Source organism: Streptomyces sp. NBC_00203, assembly GCF_045206325.1.
GTDB lineage: Bacteria > Actinomycetota > Actinomycetes > Streptomycetales > Streptomycetaceae > Streptomyces > Streptomyces lutosisoli.
This window is the reverse complement of the sequence record NZ_CP108126.1, coordinates 3,683,915-3,703,886: the sequence shown is the minus strand read 5'-3', so window position 1 is coordinate 3,703,886 and position 19,972 is coordinate 3,683,915. Positions and strand designations below refer to the sequence as shown.

18 protein-coding genes and 2 pseudogenes are annotated in these 19,972 nt (G+C 69.4%); 10 read left to right on the top strand and 10 right to left on the bottom strand.

Annotated features, from left to right (window positions below; all coding sequences use genetic code 11):
• Nucleotides 1-138 precede the first annotated feature (138 nt).
• The 5 genes from OG975_RS16705 (at nucleotide 139) to OG975_RS16685 (ending at nucleotide 5,720) form a co-directional block, all read left to right on the top strand.
• Complete coding sequence (locus OG975_RS16705) at nucleotides 139-1,923, top strand: TIGR03767 family metallophosphoesterase (protein ID WP_406330007.1); 1,785 nt, start codon at nucleotides 139-141, stop codon at nucleotides 1,921-1,923.
• 168 nt (nucleotides 1,924-2,091) lie between these two features.
• On the top strand, nucleotides 2,092-3,207 hold the full coding sequence (locus OG975_RS16700) for a serine hydrolase domain-containing protein (RefSeq protein WP_406336292.1): 1,116 nt from the start codon (nucleotides 2,092-2,094) through the stop codon (nucleotides 3,205-3,207).
• A gap of 200 nt (nucleotides 3,208-3,407) precedes the next feature.
• Nucleotides 3,408-4,646 (top strand): hypothetical protein, encoded by a 1,239-nt coding sequence (locus OG975_RS16695; RefSeq protein WP_406336787.1) that lies wholly within the window; start codon nucleotides 3,408-3,410, stop codon nucleotides 4,644-4,646.
• Nucleotides 4,647-4,834: 188 nt separating this feature from the next.
• Nucleotides 4,835-5,239, top strand: a complete 405-nt coding sequence (locus tag OG975_RS16690; RefSeq protein ID WP_406330005.1) for an SMI1/KNR4 family protein — start codon at nucleotides 4,835-4,837, stop codon at nucleotides 5,237-5,239.
• A gap of 4 nt (nucleotides 5,240-5,243) precedes the next feature.
• Nucleotides 5,244-5,720, top strand: a complete 477-nt coding sequence (locus OG975_RS16685) for a hypothetical protein (protein ID WP_406330003.1) — start codon at nucleotides 5,244-5,246, stop codon at nucleotides 5,718-5,720.
• Here OG975_RS16685 and OG975_RS16680 read toward each other — a convergent pair.
• Together OG975_RS16680 and OG975_RS16675 are read right to left on the bottom strand one after the other, a co-directional pair.
• Nucleotides 5,711-5,923, bottom strand: a complete 213-nt coding sequence (locus OG975_RS16680; RefSeq protein WP_406330001.1) for a DUF397 domain-containing protein — start codon at nucleotides 5,921-5,923, stop codon at nucleotides 5,711-5,713. The genes OG975_RS16685 and OG975_RS16680 overlap by 10 nt on opposite strands.
• A gap of 4 nt (nucleotides 5,924-5,927) precedes the next feature.
• Nucleotides 5,928-6,809, bottom strand: a complete 882-nt coding sequence (locus OG975_RS16675) for a helix-turn-helix domain-containing protein (RefSeq protein WP_406329999.1) — start codon at nucleotides 6,807-6,809, stop codon at nucleotides 5,928-5,930.
• 203 nt (nucleotides 6,810-7,012) lie between these two features.
• Between OG975_RS16675 and OG975_RS16670 the strand changes: the two genes are divergently transcribed.
• Complete coding sequence (locus OG975_RS16670) at nucleotides 7,013-7,453, top strand: ATP-binding protein (RefSeq protein WP_406329997.1); 441 nt, start codon at nucleotides 7,013-7,015, stop codon at nucleotides 7,451-7,453.
• Here the strand turns inward: OG975_RS16670 and OG975_RS16665 are convergent.
• The 3 genes from OG975_RS16665 to pepN form a co-directional block, all read right to left on the bottom strand.
• On the bottom strand, nucleotides 7,450-8,016 hold the full coding sequence (locus tag OG975_RS16665; RefSeq protein ID WP_406329995.1) for an isochorismatase family protein: 567 nt from the start codon (nucleotides 8,014-8,016) through the stop codon (nucleotides 7,450-7,452). The genes OG975_RS16670 and OG975_RS16665 overlap by 4 nt on opposite strands.
• A gap of 181 nt (nucleotides 8,017-8,197) precedes the next feature.
• Nucleotides 8,198-9,256: a hypothetical protein gene (locus OG975_RS16660; RefSeq protein ID WP_406329993.1), complete on the bottom strand. Its 1,059-nt coding sequence runs from the start codon at nucleotides 9,254-9,256 to the stop codon at nucleotides 8,198-8,200.
• 275 nt (nucleotides 9,257-9,531) lie between these two features.
• Entirely contained in the window at nucleotides 9,532-12,126 is a 2,595-nt protein-coding gene (gene pepN / locus OG975_RS16655) for an aminopeptidase N (RefSeq protein ID WP_406329991.1), read from the bottom strand.
• A 222-nt stretch (nucleotides 12,127-12,348) separates the two neighbouring features.
• On the opposite strand from pepN, the gene OG975_RS16650 reads away from it, so the two are divergent.
• Nucleotides 12,349-13,035, top strand: a complete 687-nt coding sequence (locus OG975_RS16650) for a DsbA family protein (protein ID WP_406329989.1) — start codon at nucleotides 12,349-12,351, stop codon at nucleotides 13,033-13,035.
• Between the two features lie 3 nt (nucleotides 13,036-13,038).
• On the opposite strand, the gene OG975_RS16645 is transcribed toward OG975_RS16650, so the two are convergent.
• The gene (locus tag OG975_RS16645) at nucleotides 13,039-13,269 is read right to left on the bottom strand and encodes a hypothetical protein (RefSeq protein WP_406329987.1); all 231 of its coding nucleotides are present in this window, start codon (nucleotides 13,267-13,269) and stop codon (nucleotides 13,039-13,041) included.
• 229 nt (nucleotides 13,270-13,498) lie between these two features.
• Nucleotides 13,499-14,003, bottom strand: a pseudogene (locus OG975_RS16640) (FGGY-family carbohydrate kinase); the annotation flags it as partial.
• On the opposite strand from OG975_RS16640, the pseudogene OG975_RS16635 reads away from it, so the two are divergent.
• Nucleotides 13,944-14,828 (top strand): annotated as a pseudogene (locus tag OG975_RS16635) (FGGY-family carbohydrate kinase); the annotation flags it as partial. The pseudogenes OG975_RS16640 and OG975_RS16635 overlap by 60 nt on opposite strands.
• Entirely contained in the window at nucleotides 14,825-15,448 is a 624-nt protein-coding gene (locus OG975_RS16630) for a histidine phosphatase family protein (RefSeq protein WP_406329985.1), read from the top strand. The pseudogene OG975_RS16635 and the gene OG975_RS16630, both read left to right, overlap by 4 nt.
• Nucleotides 15,449-15,454: 6 nt before the next feature.
• Here OG975_RS16630 and OG975_RS16625 read toward each other — a convergent pair whose 3' ends face one another.
• Genes OG975_RS16625 through OG975_RS16615 form a run of 3 tightly spaced genes read right to left on the bottom strand, consistent with a single transcriptional unit; the run spans nucleotide 15,455 to nucleotide 19,553 of the window.
• Nucleotides 15,455-16,093, bottom strand: coding sequence for a response regulator (locus tag OG975_RS16625; protein WP_406329983.1), 639 nt, complete (start codon nucleotides 16,091-16,093; stop codon nucleotides 15,455-15,457).
• Complete coding sequence (locus OG975_RS16620) at nucleotides 16,090-17,349, bottom strand: sensor histidine kinase (protein WP_406329981.1); 1,260 nt, start codon at nucleotides 17,347-17,349, stop codon at nucleotides 16,090-16,092. Before OG975_RS16620 ends, OG975_RS16625 begins: the two co-directional genes overlap by 4 nt.
• 5 nt (nucleotides 17,350-17,354) lie before the next feature.
• Nucleotides 17,355-19,553 (bottom strand): MMPL family transporter, encoded by a 2,199-nt coding sequence (locus OG975_RS16615; RefSeq protein WP_406329979.1) that lies wholly within the window; start codon nucleotides 19,551-19,553, stop codon nucleotides 17,355-17,357.
• 181 nt (nucleotides 19,554-19,734) lie between these two features.
• On the opposite strand from OG975_RS16615, the gene OG975_RS16610 reads away from it, so the two are divergent.
• Nucleotides 19,735-19,926 carry a hypothetical protein gene (locus OG975_RS16610; RefSeq protein WP_327428725.1) on the top strand — a complete coding sequence of 64 codons (192 nt, stop codon included), beginning with the start codon at nucleotides 19,735-19,737 and terminating at the stop codon, nucleotides 19,924-19,926.
• Nucleotides 19,927-19,972: the final 46 nt, after the last annotated feature.

Sequence of the window (19,972 nt, the reverse complement as noted above, 5' to 3'; positions counted from 1 at the left end):
GGTGATCGGCGTTGGCCGTTGCGGCCGAGTTAACGTGCAGGTCATCCCCGGTGCCAACGATCCAGTATGAGCGGGAAGTTCGCCAGCCGAGCGCCCCGCGACCACTGCCGACGCGTTAGCACTCGGGGAGACCGCGCCATGTCGCGCATACGCTCTGTCGCCGCCGTACCCGCCCTCAACCGCCGCACCCTGCTCGCCGCCACCGGAGCGGTGTCCCTCTCCGCAGGGATCGGTCTCGCCCTGCGCCCGGACTCCGCCGCGCATGCCGCCACGCCGGGCCAGGCACCCGTCGCCGACTCCCTCGCGCACAACGGCGCCGGGGCGAGCGGGGTGAGCCCACTGGCCCCCGCCGAGCTGGCCCCCTACACCCGCGGCACCACCCTGCGCGGCGTCGCCGCCCCGCGCTCCGGCTCCTCCGGCTACCGGCGGCTGGGCGACGGCCCCGGCTGGAAGCGGCTGGTACGCGACGAGCTGGCCTCCGCCAAGTCGGGCCGGGCCGACCGCCGCACCACGCTCGCCGCGTTCGTGCAGCTCACCGACCTGCACCTGGTGGACGCCCAGCACCCGCTGCGTCTGGAGTACCTGCGCTCCCAGAACAAGAGCGCCTGGCGTCCGCAGGAGACGCTGACCGTCGCGGGCGCCGTCTCCCTCATCGAGCGGGTCAACTCGCTGCGCGGAGCCCCCGTCACCGGCTCCCCCCTGCACTTCGTCATGACGACCGGGGACAACACGGACAACAACTCCAAAACAGAACTGGAGTGGTTCCTGAAGGTGATGAGCGGCGGCCGGATCACCCCCAACAGCGGCGACCCGCGCCACTACGAGGGCGTCCAGGCCAGCGGCCTCAAGACGTACTGGCAGCCCGACGCGGCCCTGCGCGACGCCGACAAGCAGCTCGGCTTCCCGCGCATCGAGGGCTTCCTGGAGGCCGCGATCCGCGAGCTGCGAAGCCCCGGCCTCAAGCTGCCCTGGTACTCCACCGTCGGCAACCACGACGCGCTCCCGCTCGGCTGCTACGGCTCACGCGGCGACTCGTACCTCACCGACTTCGCCGTCGGCGGCAAGAAGCTGATGTCGCTGCCCGCCTCGGAGTGCACCGCCCTCCAGAAGTCCATCAAGAACGGCACCAGCCCCAAGGGCAAGGAGTTCCGGGACCTGCTCAAGGCCCACGCCCGGGACATGCGCTCGGTCACGCCGGACGAGAACCGCGCTCCGTTCACCCCCGCCGAGTACCTGAAGGCCCACCTCGACCCGGCCAACACGGGCCCGGGCCCCCTCGGCCACGGCTACTCCTCCGCGAACCTCGCCGCGGGCACCCAGTACTACACGTTCCGCATCGCCGAGGACGTCATCGGTGTCAGCCTCGACACCACCGACCCTGGCGGCCACTACACGGGCTCCATCGGCACCGCCCAGCTGCGCTGGCTGGAGAAGACGCTGCGCGAGAACAAGGACTCGTACGTCATCGTCTTCAGCCACCACACCAGCAAGACGATGGACAACGGCCACGCCGACCCCGCCCACCCCGCCGAGAAGCGCCACGGCGGCGACGACGTCATCGCCCTCCTCGCCAGCTTCAGCAACGTCCTGGCCTGGGTGAACGGCCACACCCACAAGAACGAGATCATCCCGCACGCCGCCCCCGGCAACCGCTCCTTCTGGGAGATCTGCACCGCCTCCCACGTCGACTTCCCCCAACTCGCCCGCGTCATCGAGCTGGTGGACAACAAGGACGGCACCCTCTCCCTCTTCACCACCCTCATCGAGTCCGCCGCCCCGCACGCCACGGACTTCACCGACCTGACCCAGACGGGCCTGGCGGCGCTCTACCGCGAACTGTCCTTCAACGCGCCGGGCGCCCGTACGGACCTGTCGGGGTCGTCGCGGGACCGCAACACGGAGCTGGTGTTGAAGAAGGGCTGAAAACCACTCAACCGGCACAAGGTCAGGCAACCTTCGCGTACGTCTCTCAGGTCCCTCCCCGTGACCAAGCTCAACGGCGAGAACGGTGAGAAGGGGGAAGACATGAGGGTACGTACGGGATGGGCCGGGCGTACGGGAACGGCGGGGCGTACGGGGCGTGCGGGGCTGGTGGGCGCGACCGCGGTCGTGGTGGCGGCGACGCTGGCGGGACCGGCGATGGCGGCGCCCGCCCGAGCGGACCACACCGCCACCCGCACGGCCATGGAGGCGGCCGTGCAGGACGGCGTGCCGGGCGTGACGGCAACGGCCAAGGACACGCACGGCAAGTGGTCCGCGACGACGGGCGTCGGCAACCTGTCGACGGGTGCCCCGCGCTCCACGGCGGACCGCTACCGCGTCGGCAGCATCACCAAGACCTTCGTCTCCACGGTGCTGCTCCAACTGGAGGCGGAGGGACGCCTGTCGCTGGACGACACGGTGGACAAGTGGCTTCCGGGCGTGGTGCGGGGCCATGGCCACGACGGCAGCGAGATCACCATCCGCCAGCTCCTCAACCACACCAGCGGAATCTTCAACTACACGGCCGACGAGGACTTCGGCCGCACATACTTCTTGAAGGACGGCTTCTTCAAGCACCGCTTCGACACGAAGACCCCGGAGCAACTGGTCGCGATCGCCATGACCCACAAGCCGGTCTTCGCGCCGGGCACGTCGTGGAGCTACTCGAACACGAACTACGTCCTGGCCGGCATGGTGATCAAGAAGGTCACGGGCCACTCGTACGCCTCGGAGATCCGCCACCGCATCATCGACCCCCTGAACCTGCACGCGACATCGGTCCCCGGCACGAGGGTGACGGTCCCGCACCCCAGCAGCCGCGCGTACTCGAAGCTCGCCGAGTCGACAACGGGCCCGACGTACGACGCCACGGAACTGAACCCGTCCCTGGCGTCCTCGGCCGGAGAGATGATCTCCAACTCCTCCGACCTGAACCGCTTCTACGCGGCCCTGCTCCGGGGCAAGCTCCTCCCGCCCGAGCAGCTCAAGGAGATGAAGACCACGGTCAAGGTCGACGAGATCCCGAACGCCGGCTACGGCCTGGGCCTCATCGACCGCGAGCTGAGCTGCGGGGTCCACGTCTGGGGCCATGACGGTGGCATCCACGGCTCGACGTCGTCGTCGGTGACGACCGCGGACGGCCGCCACTCGCTCTCCTTCAACTTCAACGGGGACTGGTCGGGGGACAGTGATGCGGTGATTGAGGGGGAGTTCTGCGGCAAGTAGGGGAGTAGCGGGGTACGCGAGTTACCCGAAGGCGAGTTTGGCCTTCCATCCGCTGGCGGAGCTGATGGCCTCGGCCCCACTGCCGAGGGCTTTGGCTCCGTCGGCGTACAGGGCTGAGGTACGTACAGTCCGGAACACTGGTTCGATAACAGGCCCGCCGCCTGCTGGCCCGGATCGACGGCGATGTCCTGGACCAGGCCGTGGGCCGCTGGCTCGCAGACCACCGCTCCGGCACCGCAGGCCGTTTGCGCGCCCTCGCGGTCGACGGCAAGATCCTGCGAGGGGCGGCCAGGGCCAAAGGCCGTAAGATCCACCTGCTCGCCGCCCTGGACCACACAACGGGCCTGGTCCTGGCCCAGCTGGACGTGCACGAGAAGACGAACGAGGTCACGTGCCGTGAAGACCATCTACGCCGTCACCAGCCTCACCATCGAGCAGGCCACCCCGCGCAACTGGCCTCACTCGTGCGTAACCACTGGCAGGTGGAAGCCCTGCACCACATCCGGTACACCACCCTTGCCGAGGACGCCTCCCAGCTGCGAACAGGCAACGCACCCCGTGCGATGGCGACCTGGCGCAACCTCGCCGTCCCCTCGCGCTCCTCGGACTCGCATGATCACGAATCGTCAGGCGACTCTGCCGAAGCCATGGGGGCTGAACTTCCTCGCTCGGCCTGTGGAGGGTGCGCTATAAACGGGCCCGTGACATTGATTGTTGAGCGAACAGATGTACGTACGTGGCCTGATGAGCAGTTGCGCGAGCTCTTCAGTGAGGGTTTCCCGGAGTTCATCACCGCCGATCAGCTGGCTAAGCAGTACATCGGCAGGATCAGGGAGTGGTTCGCCGACCTCGATCTCACGCTGGTGGATGAGCGCGGCCTGCCGGTCGCATCCGGCTGGGGTATACCGATCCGGTGGGACGGGCGGACCGAAACGCTCCCCACCGGCTACACCCAGGCCATCATCCGTGCCGTCGAGGGCCGAGAGCAGGGCGTCGAACCCGACACTCTGGTGATCTGTGGGGCGATCGTTACGCCGTCACTCAAGGGGCGCGGCCTGGCCGGGGAGATGCTCAACGCACTGCGTCGGCTCGCCGAGGGCGCCGGATGGCCACGGGTTATCGCGCCGGTGCGCCCGACGTTGAAGGCGCGCTACCCGCTGGCGTCGGTCGAGGCGTTCATGGGGTGGACCCGCGAGGACGGCATGGCCCTCGATCCATGGATCCGCACCCACCAGCGTCTGGGCGCCCGAATTCTCGCGGCGGCTCCCCAGTCGCAGACCATGACCGGCACGATCGCCGAGTGGGAGCAGTGGACCGGCATGGTGTTCCCAGAGACGGGTGACTACGTCATCCCGGGAGGGCTGAGCCTGCTACGGGTCGACCAGTCCGCTGACCAGGGCACTTATACGGAGCCCAATATCTGGATGCAGCACGTCTGAGCCGAGTGCACAGGACGTGGTGGCGTCGCACGGCGTTCTCGATCCAGGGCAGCATCTGCAGCGTCACCATAGAACCGGACAAGCCGACCGAGGCTGCACTTTGACGAAACCCTGGAAGGTGACCGCGAGTTGAGAGATGACCCAACAGCAGATCTCCAGCATCGAGGGACCATGAAACCTGCATTCCCGTGGACTATGACGTGGTAGTTCCGGCTGAGAACGCGAATGACGATCAACTCGCCCACGCCGAGCGTCACTTCGGAGTGCAGTTCCCCCTGGACTACAGGCGCTTCATGAGCACGGAGGGGAGCATGAGCCGGTTCGTCGAGCCTGTGGGCGATTACCTGGTGATTGATTCCATCGACGAAGTCATCGACATCAATGACGCGGGCTACTTCCAGACGCGCTTCCCCGGTGCTGTCGTCATCGGCGGGGACGGAAGCCGCGAGTTCCTCACTTACGACTTCCGTCAGGACCCACCCTCGCTGGTTCTGCTTGACGTCGGTGCCGAGGACTGGTCCTCCGCCGTTCATCAGGCGTCGTCCCTGACCTCGTTGTTTGAGCAGTTTCCCGAGACTGGATGGCAGTTGTGAAACCGTGAGTGATGACATCCTCTCCGTCATTCCCACCGACCCGCGCTGGCAGCCCGACCAGGCTGCGGCCGAGCGTGCCGTCGCAGTCGTTGAGGGCCTCGTGACCGAGACCCTCAACGGGATTGAGGACGATCTCGAAGTCACCTGGCATGAGCGGGTCGCCGTCGTCGACTGCGGGCAGAACCTCGAAAGGATCGGGTGCCCGGAGTGCGGCCCATCGCTTGACACCGAGTGGTGGCGGGATCTTGTCGAGGCCCACGACGACGGCTTCGCGACCCTTGTGGTGGACGTCCCGTGTTGTGGTGCGGGGACCTCACTGGACGCGCTGGACTACGACTGGCCCTGCGGGTTCGCCCGCTTCGAGATCGCCATTTGGAATCCCGGGCGCGGGCGGTTTGCCGACGAGGAGTTGGCTGCCCTGGCCGGCGCCCTGGCCGGCGCCCTGGGCCACCCCGTCCGTCAGGTGTGGGCTCACATCTGATCTCGGATGTGGGTGACGAAGGTCGTCCAGGCGGTGGGGGGCACGAGGAGGGCCGGGCCCGACGGGTTCTTGGAGTCGCGTACACCTATCCCCTTGAGGGGCAGGTCGGCGACTTCGAGGCAGTTCTGGCCCGGGTCGCTGAAGGATGACTTGAACCAGGCCTGCTCGGGGGCGAGTTCAAGGGCGGAGGGGTGAGTGGGCATCGGCCTACAGCTCTCGTTCTAGTCGGTGCAGGAACTCGGGGGTGTCCTCGGGCGGCAGTGCTGATGCTGCCATGGCGTCGAACCGGCGGTGGAACCGGTCGACTTCACGAGGCTTGTCCGAGGTGGATACGGAGCCCCAGGCGCTGTCGGTCTGTACGCGCGGCGGCAGTGCGTTGCCGAAGTCGAGGATCGCGAAGTCGTTGGTCGAGCGATAGCTCCGGCGGAAGGGCAGGACCTGGATGGTGATGTGGTCCCAACCCGACAACTCATCGATCCTCGCGTACTGTCCGCGCATCACGTCCGCGCCGCCCACCGGGTATCGCAGTGCGGCTTCGCCGAGGATGACGTGCAGCTTGACGGGGTTCTCCCGGGTGAGTACCTCTTGGCGCTTCATTCGCAGCTCGACGCTACTGCGGATGAACGCCGTCGTGTACTCCTCGATCGGCTTGTGCGCCTCATGTGTCGCCAGCGCGTACCCCTCGGTCTGCAACAGGCCGTACACCACCGTGGGGTGATACGCCTTCATGCCGCGTGCCTCCGGCTCAAGTCCGACGAAGCCCGGCATCCCCGCAGGCATGAGCCCCCGGTACTGCGTAAGCCAGTCCTGGTAGTTGGACTCCCGGTTGAGGTTGATCAGCGACTCGACGACCTCCCCGTCGGTGACCGCGTACTTTTCCAGCAGCTTCCGCAGATCGCCGACGTTGCGGAAGTTGAGGTTCCCGGACTCGATCCGCTGCAACGAGGCCTCGGAGATCCGTAGCCCAACCACCGCTTGCTTGCGTGTGAAGCCTCCGCCTCGGTCGCCGAGTCCGCAGCTCTCTCTCAACTGGCGGAGTTGAAGTCCGAGTTCCAGTCGCTGAGCGGTCCGCCCACGTTTGGCCGCCATGTGCACCGTCCTTGTGCGGTAGTGCGTGTCCCTTCGCGTCGTGAGCAGAGTGTTACATCTCGTGTGCGCTGCGTGCGGCCGGTTGTGCAGAACTGGGCATAGTCCAATTACCTCTCGCCTGATTAATCAGGCGAGTTTCGATTGAAGTAGAACGCGTGCTGCCGTCACGGTGGTTGGGAGACCTCGGAGCGAAAGGGACCCCCATGCCCAACCCTCAACCCCCCACCCTCCTCACCCACGACTGGTCCATGGGCTACCCCATGACTCTCCGAAGCGTCCGCCTCGCCCGGCTCCAAGCCCGCCGTCGGCTGACCATGTGGCAGTGGGCCGGAGACATCGACGACGCCGTGCTCGTCGTCTCCGAGCTGGTCGCCAACGCCGTACGGCACGGCAGGGTCGTCGGGCATGAACTATGGCTTCGGCTGGCCGAGTTGGAGGACCGAGGGCTGGTCGTCGAGGTCTCGGACCCCGTGCGGGCGTTTCCCGAGATCACCGCCGAACCCGAACCCGAAGGCGAGAGCGGACGGGGGCTTCTCGTCGTGCGTCAGCTCACCCGGGAGCTCGGCTGGTTCCATCGCGCCGACGTCGGCAAGACCGTACGGGCCCGGCTCGCCGCACCCCCGCCACCACGTACAGGCTGTTAGCTGGCGACGTCCGCCGTGAACGTTACCTTCGCCGTGTCGACCGTCTCCCCACGCCGCCCGGGCGCGCTCTGCCAGTCCCAGTACAGGTTGGTGTGGGCGACCACCAGCTCCGGGGTCGGGGCGCCGTACTCGGTGAGGTCCTCCGTGGTGTGGGCGTCGCCGACCAGGGTGACGTCGTAGCCGCGGACGAAGGCGCCGTGGAGGGTGTCGCGGATGCAGGCGTCGGTCTGGGCGCCGGTGACGACGAGTCGTCCTACGCCGCGCTCGGAGAGCAGTTCCTCCAGCTCCGTAGCCTCGAACGAGTCGCCGTACTGCTTGTGGACGAGGGGTTCCGTGTCGTGGCGGGTCAGCTCCGGGACGTACTGCCAGGCCTCGCTGTCCCGCTTCAGATGATCGTCGGAGTGCTGGACCCAGATCACCGGCACATCCTCCGCGCGGGCCTTGTCGACCAGGGTGTTGATGTTCGCGATCATGCTGTCGCGGTTGTGGGAGCCGTCCACCGCGCCCTTCTGTACGTCGACCACGAGCAGCGCGGTGTTCGGCCGGTTGGGCAGAGTCGTCATGGGGCTCTCCTGTCTCACGTCTTGCTCGTCGGTGGCTCGTCGGGTTGATCGTCGTGGCTCCTGTTCCGCCCACAGTAGAGCGGGCCACTGACAACGCCGCCGACGTGCGACATGTGAGAAGGGCCCGCGAGATCACCCGCGAGCCCCTTCCCTCCCCTCCTGATACCGACCCGGTCCGTCACTACCGGGGCAGCACCACCACGTACGCCGCCGGATCGCGGTCGTTCGACGCCATCAGGGCGGTGCGTACGACCGTGGCCTGCTGTTCCATCGTGTCGCGGAGCTTCTTGGGGGTGATGTAGACGACCGTGATGCCGAGGCGCTCCAGGACCTCGCGCTTGCGGGCGTACTCCGACCAGAGCGCGTCCTCGTCCTGGCGGGGGACGCGGGTGTCGAGCTCGACCGCGACCGCCTGTTCCGGCCAGTAGGCGTCCAGGCCGCCCAGGTGGGGGCCGCCCGGCAACCTCAGATCGACATTCCACACCGGGTCCGGGAGGCCGTACTCGCGGACCATCCGGTGCAGGCGGTCCTCCGCGATCGCCCTGCCCTCCGCCAGCAGTGAGTCGACCGCGTCCACCACGTGGGTGCGGCTGAGCAGCCGGGCCGCCGTCAATTCCCGTACGACCGCGGCCGGTTCGCAGTGGCCGTTACGTACCGCCTCGGTCAGCAGTCGGCGTACGGCGCCCGCGTCGGCCAGTTCCGCGACGGCGTCGGCGAGGGCGCGGGGGACGGGGGCGACCGGGACGCCGGTCACGAACGCGGGGGCGGGGAGGGAGGGCGTACGGACGATGCGGGCGCAGCCGTGTGAGCGGAGGCGGCGCAGGCGGGGGACCAGGACGTCGATCTTGTCGAGGGAGAGGAGAGGCGGGGCCGAGGAGAAGCCGTGCAGGGTGAGGGCCGCGAGGCCGGTGATCAGGGCGTCCGCGTACGGCTGTGGTGCGTGCGGCTCCTCGGCGCCCGGCTGGGCGGGGATGGCCGCCGCCGGGACGGGAACGGGGGAGCGGGCGGCGTACAGCAGGACCGCGTGCAGGCGCTCCTCGGAGGTGGGCGGGCCGGGGTGGAGGAGGAAGACGCCGGGGAGCAGCTGCTGCCAGGGACCGCCCGGCCGGCACTGCTCGTTGGTGTCGGCGGTGGTCACGCCGTGGGCGCGCAGCTGGGCGGTGGTCAGGACCCGGCGCTGTACGTCGGACAGGTGGCGGAGGGTGCGGGGGGTGTGGGAGAGCGGGGTGTTGTGGTTCATGACCGGGGGTTTTCCGCGCCCGGTCCGCCCTCTAACCACTGTTACACGCCCGTCGACAAATCCGGACAAGCCAGCACTAAAGTACGGGCGTTCGACTGCCGAAAGGCGCTGGTCCGGATGGGGCGTAATAGGGGTTACGGCTCTGAATACCTGTATTTCGTAACCGCCGGATCCTGAGGGGATCATCGGATCCGCGAGGGGATCATCGGACCCGTGGGGCGCCGGCGGATACGCGTGGGGGCGCCGGCGGAACCGGCGCCCCCCACAGGCACGTGTTAGCCGGCCGCAGCCACCCCGTCACACGCCTGCCCCCGCAGCGCCCGAGCCAGATCGTCCCGCGCCTCCAGCACCAGCCTCCGCAGTGCCGGGGCCGCGTTCTCGTGGGCGGTCAGCCAGGTGTCCGCCGCGTCCAGGGTCTCCTGGGAGTCCTGGAGGGACGGGAACAGCCCCTTCACCACGTCCATGCCGATCTGGATGGAGCGGTCGGCCCAGATGCGCTCGATCGCGGCGAAGTACTTCGCGGTGTACGGCGCCGTCAGCTCCCGCTGGGACGGCTGCGTGAAGCCGGCGATGGTCGCCTCGACGAGGGCGTTGGAGAGGGAGTCGGACTCGACCACGGCGGCCCAGGCCTGGGCCTTGACGGCGGCCGAGGGGCGGGCGGCGAGGCAGCGGACCTGGTGGCGCTTGCCGGATGCCGTGTCGTCGCGGGCCAGTTCGGCGGCCAGGGCCTGCTCGTCGGCCACGCCGTGTGCCGCCAGCGGTTCCTGGAACGCCCAGCGCAGCTCCTGGTCGACCTCAAGTCCGTCGATCTTCGCGGTGCCCTCCAACAGGCCCTGGAGCAGCTGGAGATCGGCCTCGCCGGAGGCCACCGCGGCGAAGAAGCGGGCCCAGGTGAGCTGGTGCTGGCTGCCCGGCTCGGCGAGCCGCAGTTCCTTCAACGCGCCCTCGGCGAGCAGGCGTCCGCCCTCCGTGCGCCAGTCGGGGGCCACGTAGTGCGTGAGCGCCGAGTTCGCCCAGGCGTGCAGCATCTGGAGCACACCGATGTCGGACTCGCGTCCCGCGAATCGCAGCACCAGGTCGATGAAGTCGCGGGCGGGCATGAGCGCGTCGCGGGTGAGGTTCCACAGCGCCGACCAGCACAGGGCGCGGGCGAGCGGGTCGGTGATCTCGCCGAGTCGCTCCCGCAGCGTGGCCAGCGAGTTCTCGTCGAAACGGATCTTGCAGTACGTCAGGTCGTCGTCATTGACCAGGACGAGGTCCGGGGCCTCGGCGCCGATCAGTTCCCCGACGACCGTGCGCGGGCCGTGCACGTCCACCTCGGCGCGCGCGTACCGCTCAAGGGCACCGTCCGGCGTACGCCGGTACAGGCCCACCGCCACGCGGTGCGGGCGCAGTTCGGGGTGCGACTCGGCGGCCTCCTGCAACACGGCCAGCTCCGTGATCCGGGCTTCCGCGCTCAGAATCACCTGCGGGGTAAGGGAGTTGACGCCGGCCGTCTGCAGCCAGGACCTCGACCAGGCGGCCATGTCCCGCCCGCTCGTCTCCTCCAGCACCGACAGCAGGTCGCCGAGGCGCGTGTTGCCGTACGCGTTGCGCTTGAAGTAGCGGCGGGCGCCTTCCAGGAACGCGTCCTGGCCGACGTACGCCACCAGCTGCTTCAGTACCGAAGCGCCCTTGGCGTACGTGATGCCGTCGAAGTTGAGCTTGGCGTCCTGGAGGTCGCGGATGTCGGCCGTGACCGGGTGGGTGGACGGCAGCTGGTCCGCGCGGTACGCCCACGCCTTACGGCGGTTGGCGAAGGTGATCCAGCCGTCCTTGAAGCGGGTCGCGCCGACCAGCGAGAACGCGCCCATGAAGTCGGCGAAGGACTCCTTGAGCCACAGGTCGTCCCACCACTCCATGGTGACGAGGTCGCCGAACCACATGTGCGCCATCTCGTGCAGGATGACGTTCGCCCGGCTCTCGTACGACGCCTGCGTCACCTTGCCGCGGAAGATGAACTCCTCGCGGAACGTGACGAGACCCGGGTTCTCCATCGCGCCGAGGTTGTACTCGGGGACGAACGCCTGGTCGTACTTCCCGAACGGGTACGGGTAGTCGAAGTGGTCGTGGAAGAAGTCCAGCCCCTGCTTGGTCACCAGGAACACGTCGTCGGAGTCGAAGTGGGGTGCCAGGCCCTTGCGGCACATCGCGCCGAGGGGGATCTCCAGCGTCGTACCGTCGTCGAAGGTGCGGGAGTAGGAGTCGGTCACGTAGTGGTACGGGCCCGCCGCGACCGCCGTGATGTACGTCGAGATCGGCTTGGTCTCGGCGAACTGCCAGACGCCGTCCGTGAGTTCACCGACGCCGTTGCTCCAGGCCGTCCAGCCCTCCGGGGCCCGTACCTCGAAGCGGAAGGGGGCCTTGAGGTCCGGCTGCTCGAAGTTGGTGAAGACGCGGCGCGAGTCGGCGGGCTCGTACTGCGTGTACAGATACACCTCGCCGTCCTCCGGGTCGACGAAGCGGTGCATGCCCTCGCCGGTGCGGGAGTAGGCGCACTGGGCGTCGACCACGAGTTCGTTGTCGGCGGCGAGGTCCTCCAGCCGGATCCGGGAGCCGTCGAAGACCTCGCTGGGGTCGAGGTCCTTGCCGTTGAGTGAGACGGAGGTCACACTCGGCGCGATCAGATCGGCGAAGCTCGCGGCGCCGGGCTCGGCACAGCGGAAGCGGAGGGTGGTGACCGAGCGGAACGTGCGCGGCGCGGCGGCGGCCGCATCGGGATCCGTGTCCCCGACGGCCGAGCGCAGGTCGAGGGAGACCTCGTAACTGTCGACGGACAGCAGCGCCGCCCGCTCCTGGGCTTCGTCGCGGGACAGATTCTCACCGGGCACGGGCTGCACTCCCTCGTGGCGTCGTGGACAGGCATGAACACATGCGTGTGAACAGGACCGATCCTGCCATGCGCCCCTGACAGCGGGCACCGGGAATGGCGACGGGCGCGTGAGATTGCCGACGGTTTGCCGCCGGGCACGTGAGATTGCCGGCGGGCGTACGGGAATGGTGCGGGCGAGCGTCGGTGTTGGCTCGGGAAAGACCACTTTCCGAGGAGAGCCATGCCCGAGCAGACCGCTCAGACCGCGCAGATCAGTCAGACCGGTTCAGGCAAGACCCCTGTCGATTTCTGGTTCGACCCGCTGTGCCCCTGGGCCTGGATGACCTCGCGCTGGGTCCTGGAAGTGGAGAAGCTCCGGGACATAGAGGTCCGCTGGCACATCATGAGCCTCGCCGTGCTGAACGAGCCCAAGCTGGACGAGCTGCCCGAGCAGTACCGCGAGATGCTGGCCACCACGGCGTGGCAGCCGATACGCGTGGTCACCGCCGCCTGGCAGAAGCACGGCGACGACGTCCTCGGACCCCTCTACACCGCGCTCGGCACCCGCTTCCACAACGGGGGCGAGGGCCCGACCAAGGAAGCGATAGCCGCCGCGCTCGACGAGGTCGGTCTCCCCGCCTCCCTGCTCGACTACGCCGACCAGGAGGACTTCGAGTTCGACGCCGAGCTGCGCGCCTCCCACAAGGAGGGCATCGAGAAGGTCGGCCAGGACGTCGGCACCCCCGTCATAGCCGTCCCCGGCGCCGACGGCGAGCAGATCGCCTTCTTCGGCCCGGTCGTCACCCCCGCCCCCAAGGGCGAGGACGCCGCCAAGCTCTGGGACGGCACCCTGCTCGTCGCCTCCGTACCGGGCTTCTACGAGATCAAGCGCACGCGCACGGCGGGGCCGGACTTCAGCAACCTGTAGGTCTCACTCCTCGGCGGCCTTCTCCTCGCGGAATTCCTCGGGGAGGACGCCGCGGTCGCCCTTGTTGAGGTGGCGGTAGTACGAGAGGCAGCCCTTGGCGGTGCAGCGCCAGAGGTTGTCCACCTGATGGCGGTCCCCCTTCTTCGAACGGATCGCCGCCTTCTCCTTGTCGGTGAGAAGCCGGAAATCCTGCATGGTGCCGCAGGTCGGGCAGTCCAGACTGCGCGTCCGCATCAGTACCTCCTGTCGTCTCTGGGGCTCCGCCCCTTCGACCCCGTTCGGTTGTGTGTCGGCTGCGGGACGGTGGGGGCCGTTCGCGCAGTTCCCCGCGCCCCTGAAGGCGCGGGGCTTCGCCCCGCGATCCCCCGCCCGCCCCCGTTTGTCGCCTGCGGGTGGGTGGGGGCTGGTCTAAAAGATTGCGCAGTTCCCCGCGCCCCTAAAAGGGGCGGCGGGGGCGAAAGAATCACTGTCGCGTCCTGCCCCGTGCCTCCGTCAACCGCGCCAGATGTTCCTCGTACCCCTTCGCGTAGTACCCGGCCCGCCCCGCGTCCGGCTCGACGACCCCCGTCGGCTCCGTCCAGGCCGACGTGTCCAGCGCGACCCCGTACCGCGCCGCCGCCGCGAGCACCGCCCCCCGCGCCCTCCACGACCCGTAACGGCCGCCCGAGCACGTCGGCGAGGAGTCGCATCCACGCGGGGCTGCGCGTGCCGCCGCCGCAGACGGCCAGGGACCCCGTCAGGCCCGCGGCCTCCAGGCAGTGGCGGGCGGCGTAGCCGATGCCCTCGCAGGTGGCGCGGATCAGGTCGCCGCGGGTGGACTCCAGGGAGACGCCGGTGAGTTCGGAGCGCAGGCGGGGCTCGACGAAGGGGGCGCGTTCGCCGGAGGGGGCGAAGTAGGGGAGCACGCGGACGCCGTTCGCGCCGGGCGGGGCTGCGGCGAGCAGCTCGTCCACCTCGTCGTGGTGGACGTCCCCGTCGGCACCCCGGTCGTCGCCGGAATGACGGACGGCTGCGCGGCCCAGATCGCCTCGGGCGCCCTGCGCGAGGGCTCCTGGAACTCGGTGCTGGGGACGACGCTCGTCCTCAAGGGCGCCGCGTCGCAGCCGGTGCGGGACCCGTCCGGCGTGGTCTACAACCACAGGGCACCTGACGGGAGTTGGCTGCCGGGCGGTGCGTCGAGCGTCGGCGCGGGCGCGCTGGCGGCGTACTTCCCGGACGCCTCGCCCGCCGCGATGGACCAGGCCGCCCAGGCCTTCGAGCCCGCGTCCGTCCTCGCCTACCCCCTCACCTCACCCGGCGAACGCTTTCCCTTCCTCGCCCCGGACGCCACCGCCTTCGTCCTCGGCGAGCCCGCCTCCGACGCCGACCTGTGGGCCGCGCTCCTCCAGGGCGTCGCCCTCACCGAACGCCTCTGCCTCGACTACCTGCACCATCTCGGCGCCCCCCTCGACGGCCCGCTCACCTTCACCGGCGGCGCCGCCCGCAGCCCGTACTGGAACCAGCTCCGCGCCGACATCCTCGCCCGCCCCGCCCGCGTCCCCGAACAGACCGAACCCGCCCTGGGCATGGCCGCGTTGACGGCGTACGGCATGGGGGCCGCCGCCACCCTCGCGGACGCCGCCGACCGCATGGTCCACGTCCGTACGGTCCTCGAACCGCGCCCCGCCCGCACGGCGGCCTTCGCCGACCCGTACGCCCGGCTGCTCGACGAGCTGGAGGCGCGCGGCTGGCTGCCGGCTTCCGTTGCGGGGCACGCGCGGGCCCGACTGGACCTGGATACTGCGGGCTCATGAGTACTACGAGCCGCAGTGCGACCCTGCTCCTGGCCCGGCACGGGCAGACCGTCTGGCACGCCGAGAACCGCTACGCCGGCATCAGTGACGTCCCGCTCACCGACGAGGGCCGCGCCCAGGCGGAGGCCCTCGGCCGCTGGGCCGCCGCGCACCCGGTGGACGCGATCTGGACGTCGACCGTCTCCCGCGCCATCGCCACCGCCGACCCCGCCTGCCGCGCCCTCGGTCTCACCCCGCACCGCGAACCGGCCCTGCGCGAATGCGACTTCGGGGTCGTCGAGGGCCGTACCCTCGCCGAGTTCGAGGCGGAGAACCCGGAGCGCGCGAAGGCGTTCCGGGCCGACCCGGTGTCGTACCCCTTCCCAGAGGCGGAGGACCCCCGCACCGCCGCCGCCCGCGGCGCGCACGCCCTGCACCGCATCGCCGCCGCCCACCCCGGCGAACGCGTCCTGGTCGTCGCCCACAACACCCTCCTCCGCCTGGTGCTGTGCTCCTTCCTCTCCATCCCGCTCGGCGAGTACCGCCGTGTCTTCCCACGACTGCGCAACGCGGCGGTCAGCGAACTACGCGTCATGGACCGGGAGGTCGCTCTGCTGTCGCTGAACGTGCCGTGCGAGTAGGGGAGTTCAGGGCCTTCGCAACAGCCCCTGCTCCATCGCGACCACCACCGCCCGCGTCCGGTCGTTCACATCGAGCTTGGCGAACAGGCGCAGCAGATGTGTCTTCACCGTGGCCTCCGCGATGACCAGGCGGCGCCCGATCTCGGCGTTCGTCAGACCGTCGGCGACGGCGTTCAGGACGTCCACCTCGCGGGCGGTGAGCGGCACCGGGGCGGGCTGCCGCATCCGGGCGACCAGCTTCGCGGCGACCCGGGGCGCCAGCACCGTCTCGCCGCGCGCCGCCGCGTGGATGGCGTCGACCAGCTGTTCGCGGGTGGTGTCCTTGAGGAGATAACCGATGGCGCCGGCCTCCACCCCGTGCTCGATCTCCGCGTCGGTGTCGTACGTGGTCAGGATCAGCACCCGGGTGCGCGGATACCGGGCGACGATCTCGGCGGTCGTCGCGACCCCGTCGAGCACGGGCATCCGCAGATCCACGAGCGCGAGATCGGGGTCGTACCGCTCGACGAGTTCGAGCGCGGCGCGTCCGTCGCCCGCCTCGCCGACGATCTCGATGCTGTCCTCGGCGGCGAGCAGGGCGACGACCCCGGCCCGCATCACGGTGTGGTCGTCCACGACGACGATGCGCAGTGCCGTGCCGCTCATGCCGTCGCCCCGCTCTCCGTGCCCGCGGCGCTCTCCGCGGCCTCCGTGCCCTCGGTGCTCTCCGTGCCTTCCGTGTCCGCGACGGGGATCACCGCGAGGACGCGTGTCCCGTCGCCCACCGAACTCGTCACTGTGAGCCTCCCGCCCAGCTCCGCCAGCCGTTTGCGCATCCCGTCGAGCCCGAAGCCCGTCGACTCATCCACCACGAATCCGGTCCCGTCGTCGGTGATCTCCAGCTCCACGCCGTACTGCTGCCGGGCCAGCACCACGCCGACCGTCGAGGCGCGGGCGTGCTTGCGTACGTTGGCCAGGGACTCCTGGGTGCAGCGCAGCAGGGCGATCCTGCTCTGCTGGTCGCAGTCGAGGTCCGCGAGGTCGGCGTCGACGGCGAGCCCGGTGTCCTCCGCGAAGCGGTCGAGCGTACGGCGCAGCGTCCCGGCCACCGAACCGGCCGCTGCCTGGCCTCCTTGGGCGCCTGAGCCGACCAACTCCCGTGCCTCCGCAAGGTTTTCGCGTGCGGTGGACTCGATCGACCGCAGCTGCTGGGCACTGCGCGCCGGGTCGCCCTCGATGCCGGCGCGGGCCGCCTCCGCGAGCACGATGATCGAGGCGAAGCCCTGGGCGAGCGTGTCGTGGATCTCCCGCGCCATCCGCTCCCGCTCGTCCGCCGCACCCTGCCGCTGGTGCGCCTCGGACAGCTCGGCCTGCGTCCGCTCCAACTCGACGATCAGTTCGGCCCGTTCGGTGCTCTGCGCGACGACCGAGTGCGCCCACAGGCCGATCAGCACGCCCACGGCGACGACGATCACTGTGGAGACGAGAGTCTCGCTGAAGAACTGCACCGTCCAGCTGCCCTGGCGCAGCACGCTCCCGGTCAGTGTCCCAGCGGTGGCGAGCCCCAGGAACCCCATGGAGACACGCGGGGTCCGCCCGAACATCCAGTAGTGCGGCAGCGTCACCATGAACAGGGCCGCGTAGTTGCCGCGCAGATAGGCGAGTCCACCGAGCGCGAGGACCAGCACCGAGAGGTAGACGTGTGGCCGTACGACGGGGTTGTCGGGGAAGCGGTCCAGGGCCGCGTAGCAGAGCACCACGCTGCCGAGCAGGGCGAGCGCCGCGTACTTGCTCCCGCCGGGCCGGTCGATCGCGACCAGCCCGACCGCCATGGCGGCGAACAGCACCCAGCACACCGTGTTCCAGCGTCGCAGCGACGTGGCCCAGAAGGCGTCGGCCATCGGCCCGGCAAGAGCAGTCATACCGATCAACGTACGTCGACCACCGGCAACTTGGGGGCTGCGTGATCCGGAGTCCGTGCCGCCCGCCGTACTCCGAGCGAGGGCCACCAGCTCGCCTCGCCGAGCAGCAGCATCGCCGACGGCAGGATCATGATCCGGACGACGAAGGCGTCGAGCAGTACGGCCGCCGCGAGCACGAAACCGATCTGCTTCATCTCGATGATGTGGAGGAAGACGAAGCTCGTGAAGACCGTCGTCATCACTACGGCCGCGCTGGTCACCACACTCGCCGACCTGCGGATCCCGTCGAGTACCGCCTGCCGTGTCGGTACGCCCGCGAGCACGGCTTCCCTGATGCGGCTCACCACGAACACCTGGTAGTCCATCGACAGCCCGAAGAGGATGACGAAGAGGAAGAGCGGAACGCGCGAGCCGATCGACCCGGTGGAGTGGAAGTCCAACAGCCCCTCGGCCCAGGTCCCCTGGAAGACAAGGACGAGCAGCCCGAGCGCCGCCGCGGCGGACAACAGGTTCAGTACGACACCGATCAGACCGAGCACCACCGAGCGGAACGCGTACACGGTCATCGCGAACGTCACCAGGAGCAACGCTCCGAGAACCAGCGGGAGTTTGCTGTTCTGGTGGGCGGGATAGTCGGTGTACCGGGCGACGTCACCGCTGACGCCGTACTCTGCGCCGTCGATCCGGCCGAGCGTGGCGGGCAGGTAGTCGTCGCGGAGGTGGTCGAGGGAGTCGTACGCCTCGTCCGAGTTGCCGAGATGGGGGACCTTGAGCTCCAGTGTGCTGGTGCGGTGGTCGGCGGAGGTCCGGATGCGCGACGCTCCGGCGAACAGCTGGTCGGCGTCGGTGAGTTCGGTCAGTTTGCGCAGCGCCGCGGTGACTTCTCCGGAGCGTGCGGCATCCGCGCGGACGACGACCTGGTGCGTCACCCGCTGCTCGGGGAATGCCTCGTTGAGCCGGTCGTACACCCGCATGGCGGGGATCTCTCGGGAGTGCGTGTCCCGGCTCATCTCCGTGATCTTCAGCCCGGCCAGCGGGGTGACGAGGGCGAGCAGCGCGAGGACCGAGACGCAGAGGGTGGCGAGGGGATGGCGGCTCGCGGGTCGCAGTAGCGCGCCCCATATTCGGCCGCCGCCGTCACCGTCCCGGCGACGTACGGGCTTTCCACGTTCGGCCCGGCGCGCGGCCCTGCGTTCGGCGCGCTTCCCGAGGAGGACGAGCAGCGCGGGCAGCGCGGTCAGCGAACTGGCCACGGCGACCAGGACGACCACGATGGTGCCGGTGGCGAGCGAGGAGAAGATGACGTCCGAGGCCAGATACAGCGTCGCCGTGGAGGCCACGACCGCGAGCCCGGACACCACGACCGCGCGGCCCGAGGTCGCCGCGGCCAGCTCCACCAGCGCCTCGGAGCCGAGCCGGCCGCCGGAGCGGGCCCGCTCCTCGCGCTCCCGCTTGAGGTAGAAGAGCGTGTAGTCGACGCCGACCGCGAGGCCGATCATCAGGATGACGTTCGTGCCGACCCCGGTGTCGGGGGAGAGGTGCGAGGTCACCATCGACAGCCCGACCGCCGCCGCGATCGACGACAGCGCGAGCAGCAGCGGCACGGCGGCCATGGTGAGCGAGCCGAAGACGAGCAGCAGGGTCAACAGCGTGACCGGCAGGGTGATCTTCTCGGAGAGCGCGAGATCGCTGTCGCGCTGATCGTCGACTCCCTTGCTGGTGGAGGGACTTCCGGTCTCCTGGAGCAGCAGCCGCGGGTGGGCCTTCTGGACAGCCCTGGTCTGCGCGACGAGCGCGTCGACCTTGGCATCGGCATCCCGCTCCTCGCCCTTGATGGACACCTCGACCATGAGGATGTCGTGGTTCTCGGACAGCAGTGGTTCGGCGACGCCCGCGACGTCCGGCAACCGCCTCATCCGGGCGGTGAGATCCTTCGCGGCGGCCTCGGCGGCAGGCCGGTCGAGGGTGCCGGACCGGGCGGAGATCAGCACCTGCTCGGTGGACAGGCGCTCCAGATGCCCCTCGGCGGCCATGGCCTCCGCTCGGCCGGCCTCGCCGACCCGGTAGTCCGCCGTCTTGGCGCTGTTGACGCCGACGACGCTGCCGATTCCCAGGCACAGCACCACGAACACCAGCCAGCCGAGGATGGCCCGCCAAGGGTGCCGAGCGCTCCAGCGCGCCGCACGCACAGTGAATGAGTTCATGCCCAAAAGCCTGGCTGAGCAGGGAAGTTGAGGGACACGGGTACTCGGTTGAACTTGCCGTCCACCGATCGGTGGACGACAACTCCGGGTGAGGAGTTCAGTGTTACCCCCAATAACCGCCGTACCGCTTTGTCGATCCCGGTGCCTGCGACCCCGCGCCCCACCCGGCTAGCGTCTCGCCATGAGGCGACGTAGGCGTACGGGACCAAGGCGGATCAAGGCCTTACAGCGGGTGCGGGACAAAGTGCTCCGGCAGCGGGAGAACAGGCGGGCCGGGCTGGCACGCAGGATCGGACGGCGGGCCGAGCGGGCCCGCCCCTGGCTCCAGTTCGTGGCCGACCTCACCACACTCCTCGCAAGGCTGGTGAGGTAGCAGGTCTCCACAAGGAAGGCCCCCACGAGTCACATCCTCGCAGAGG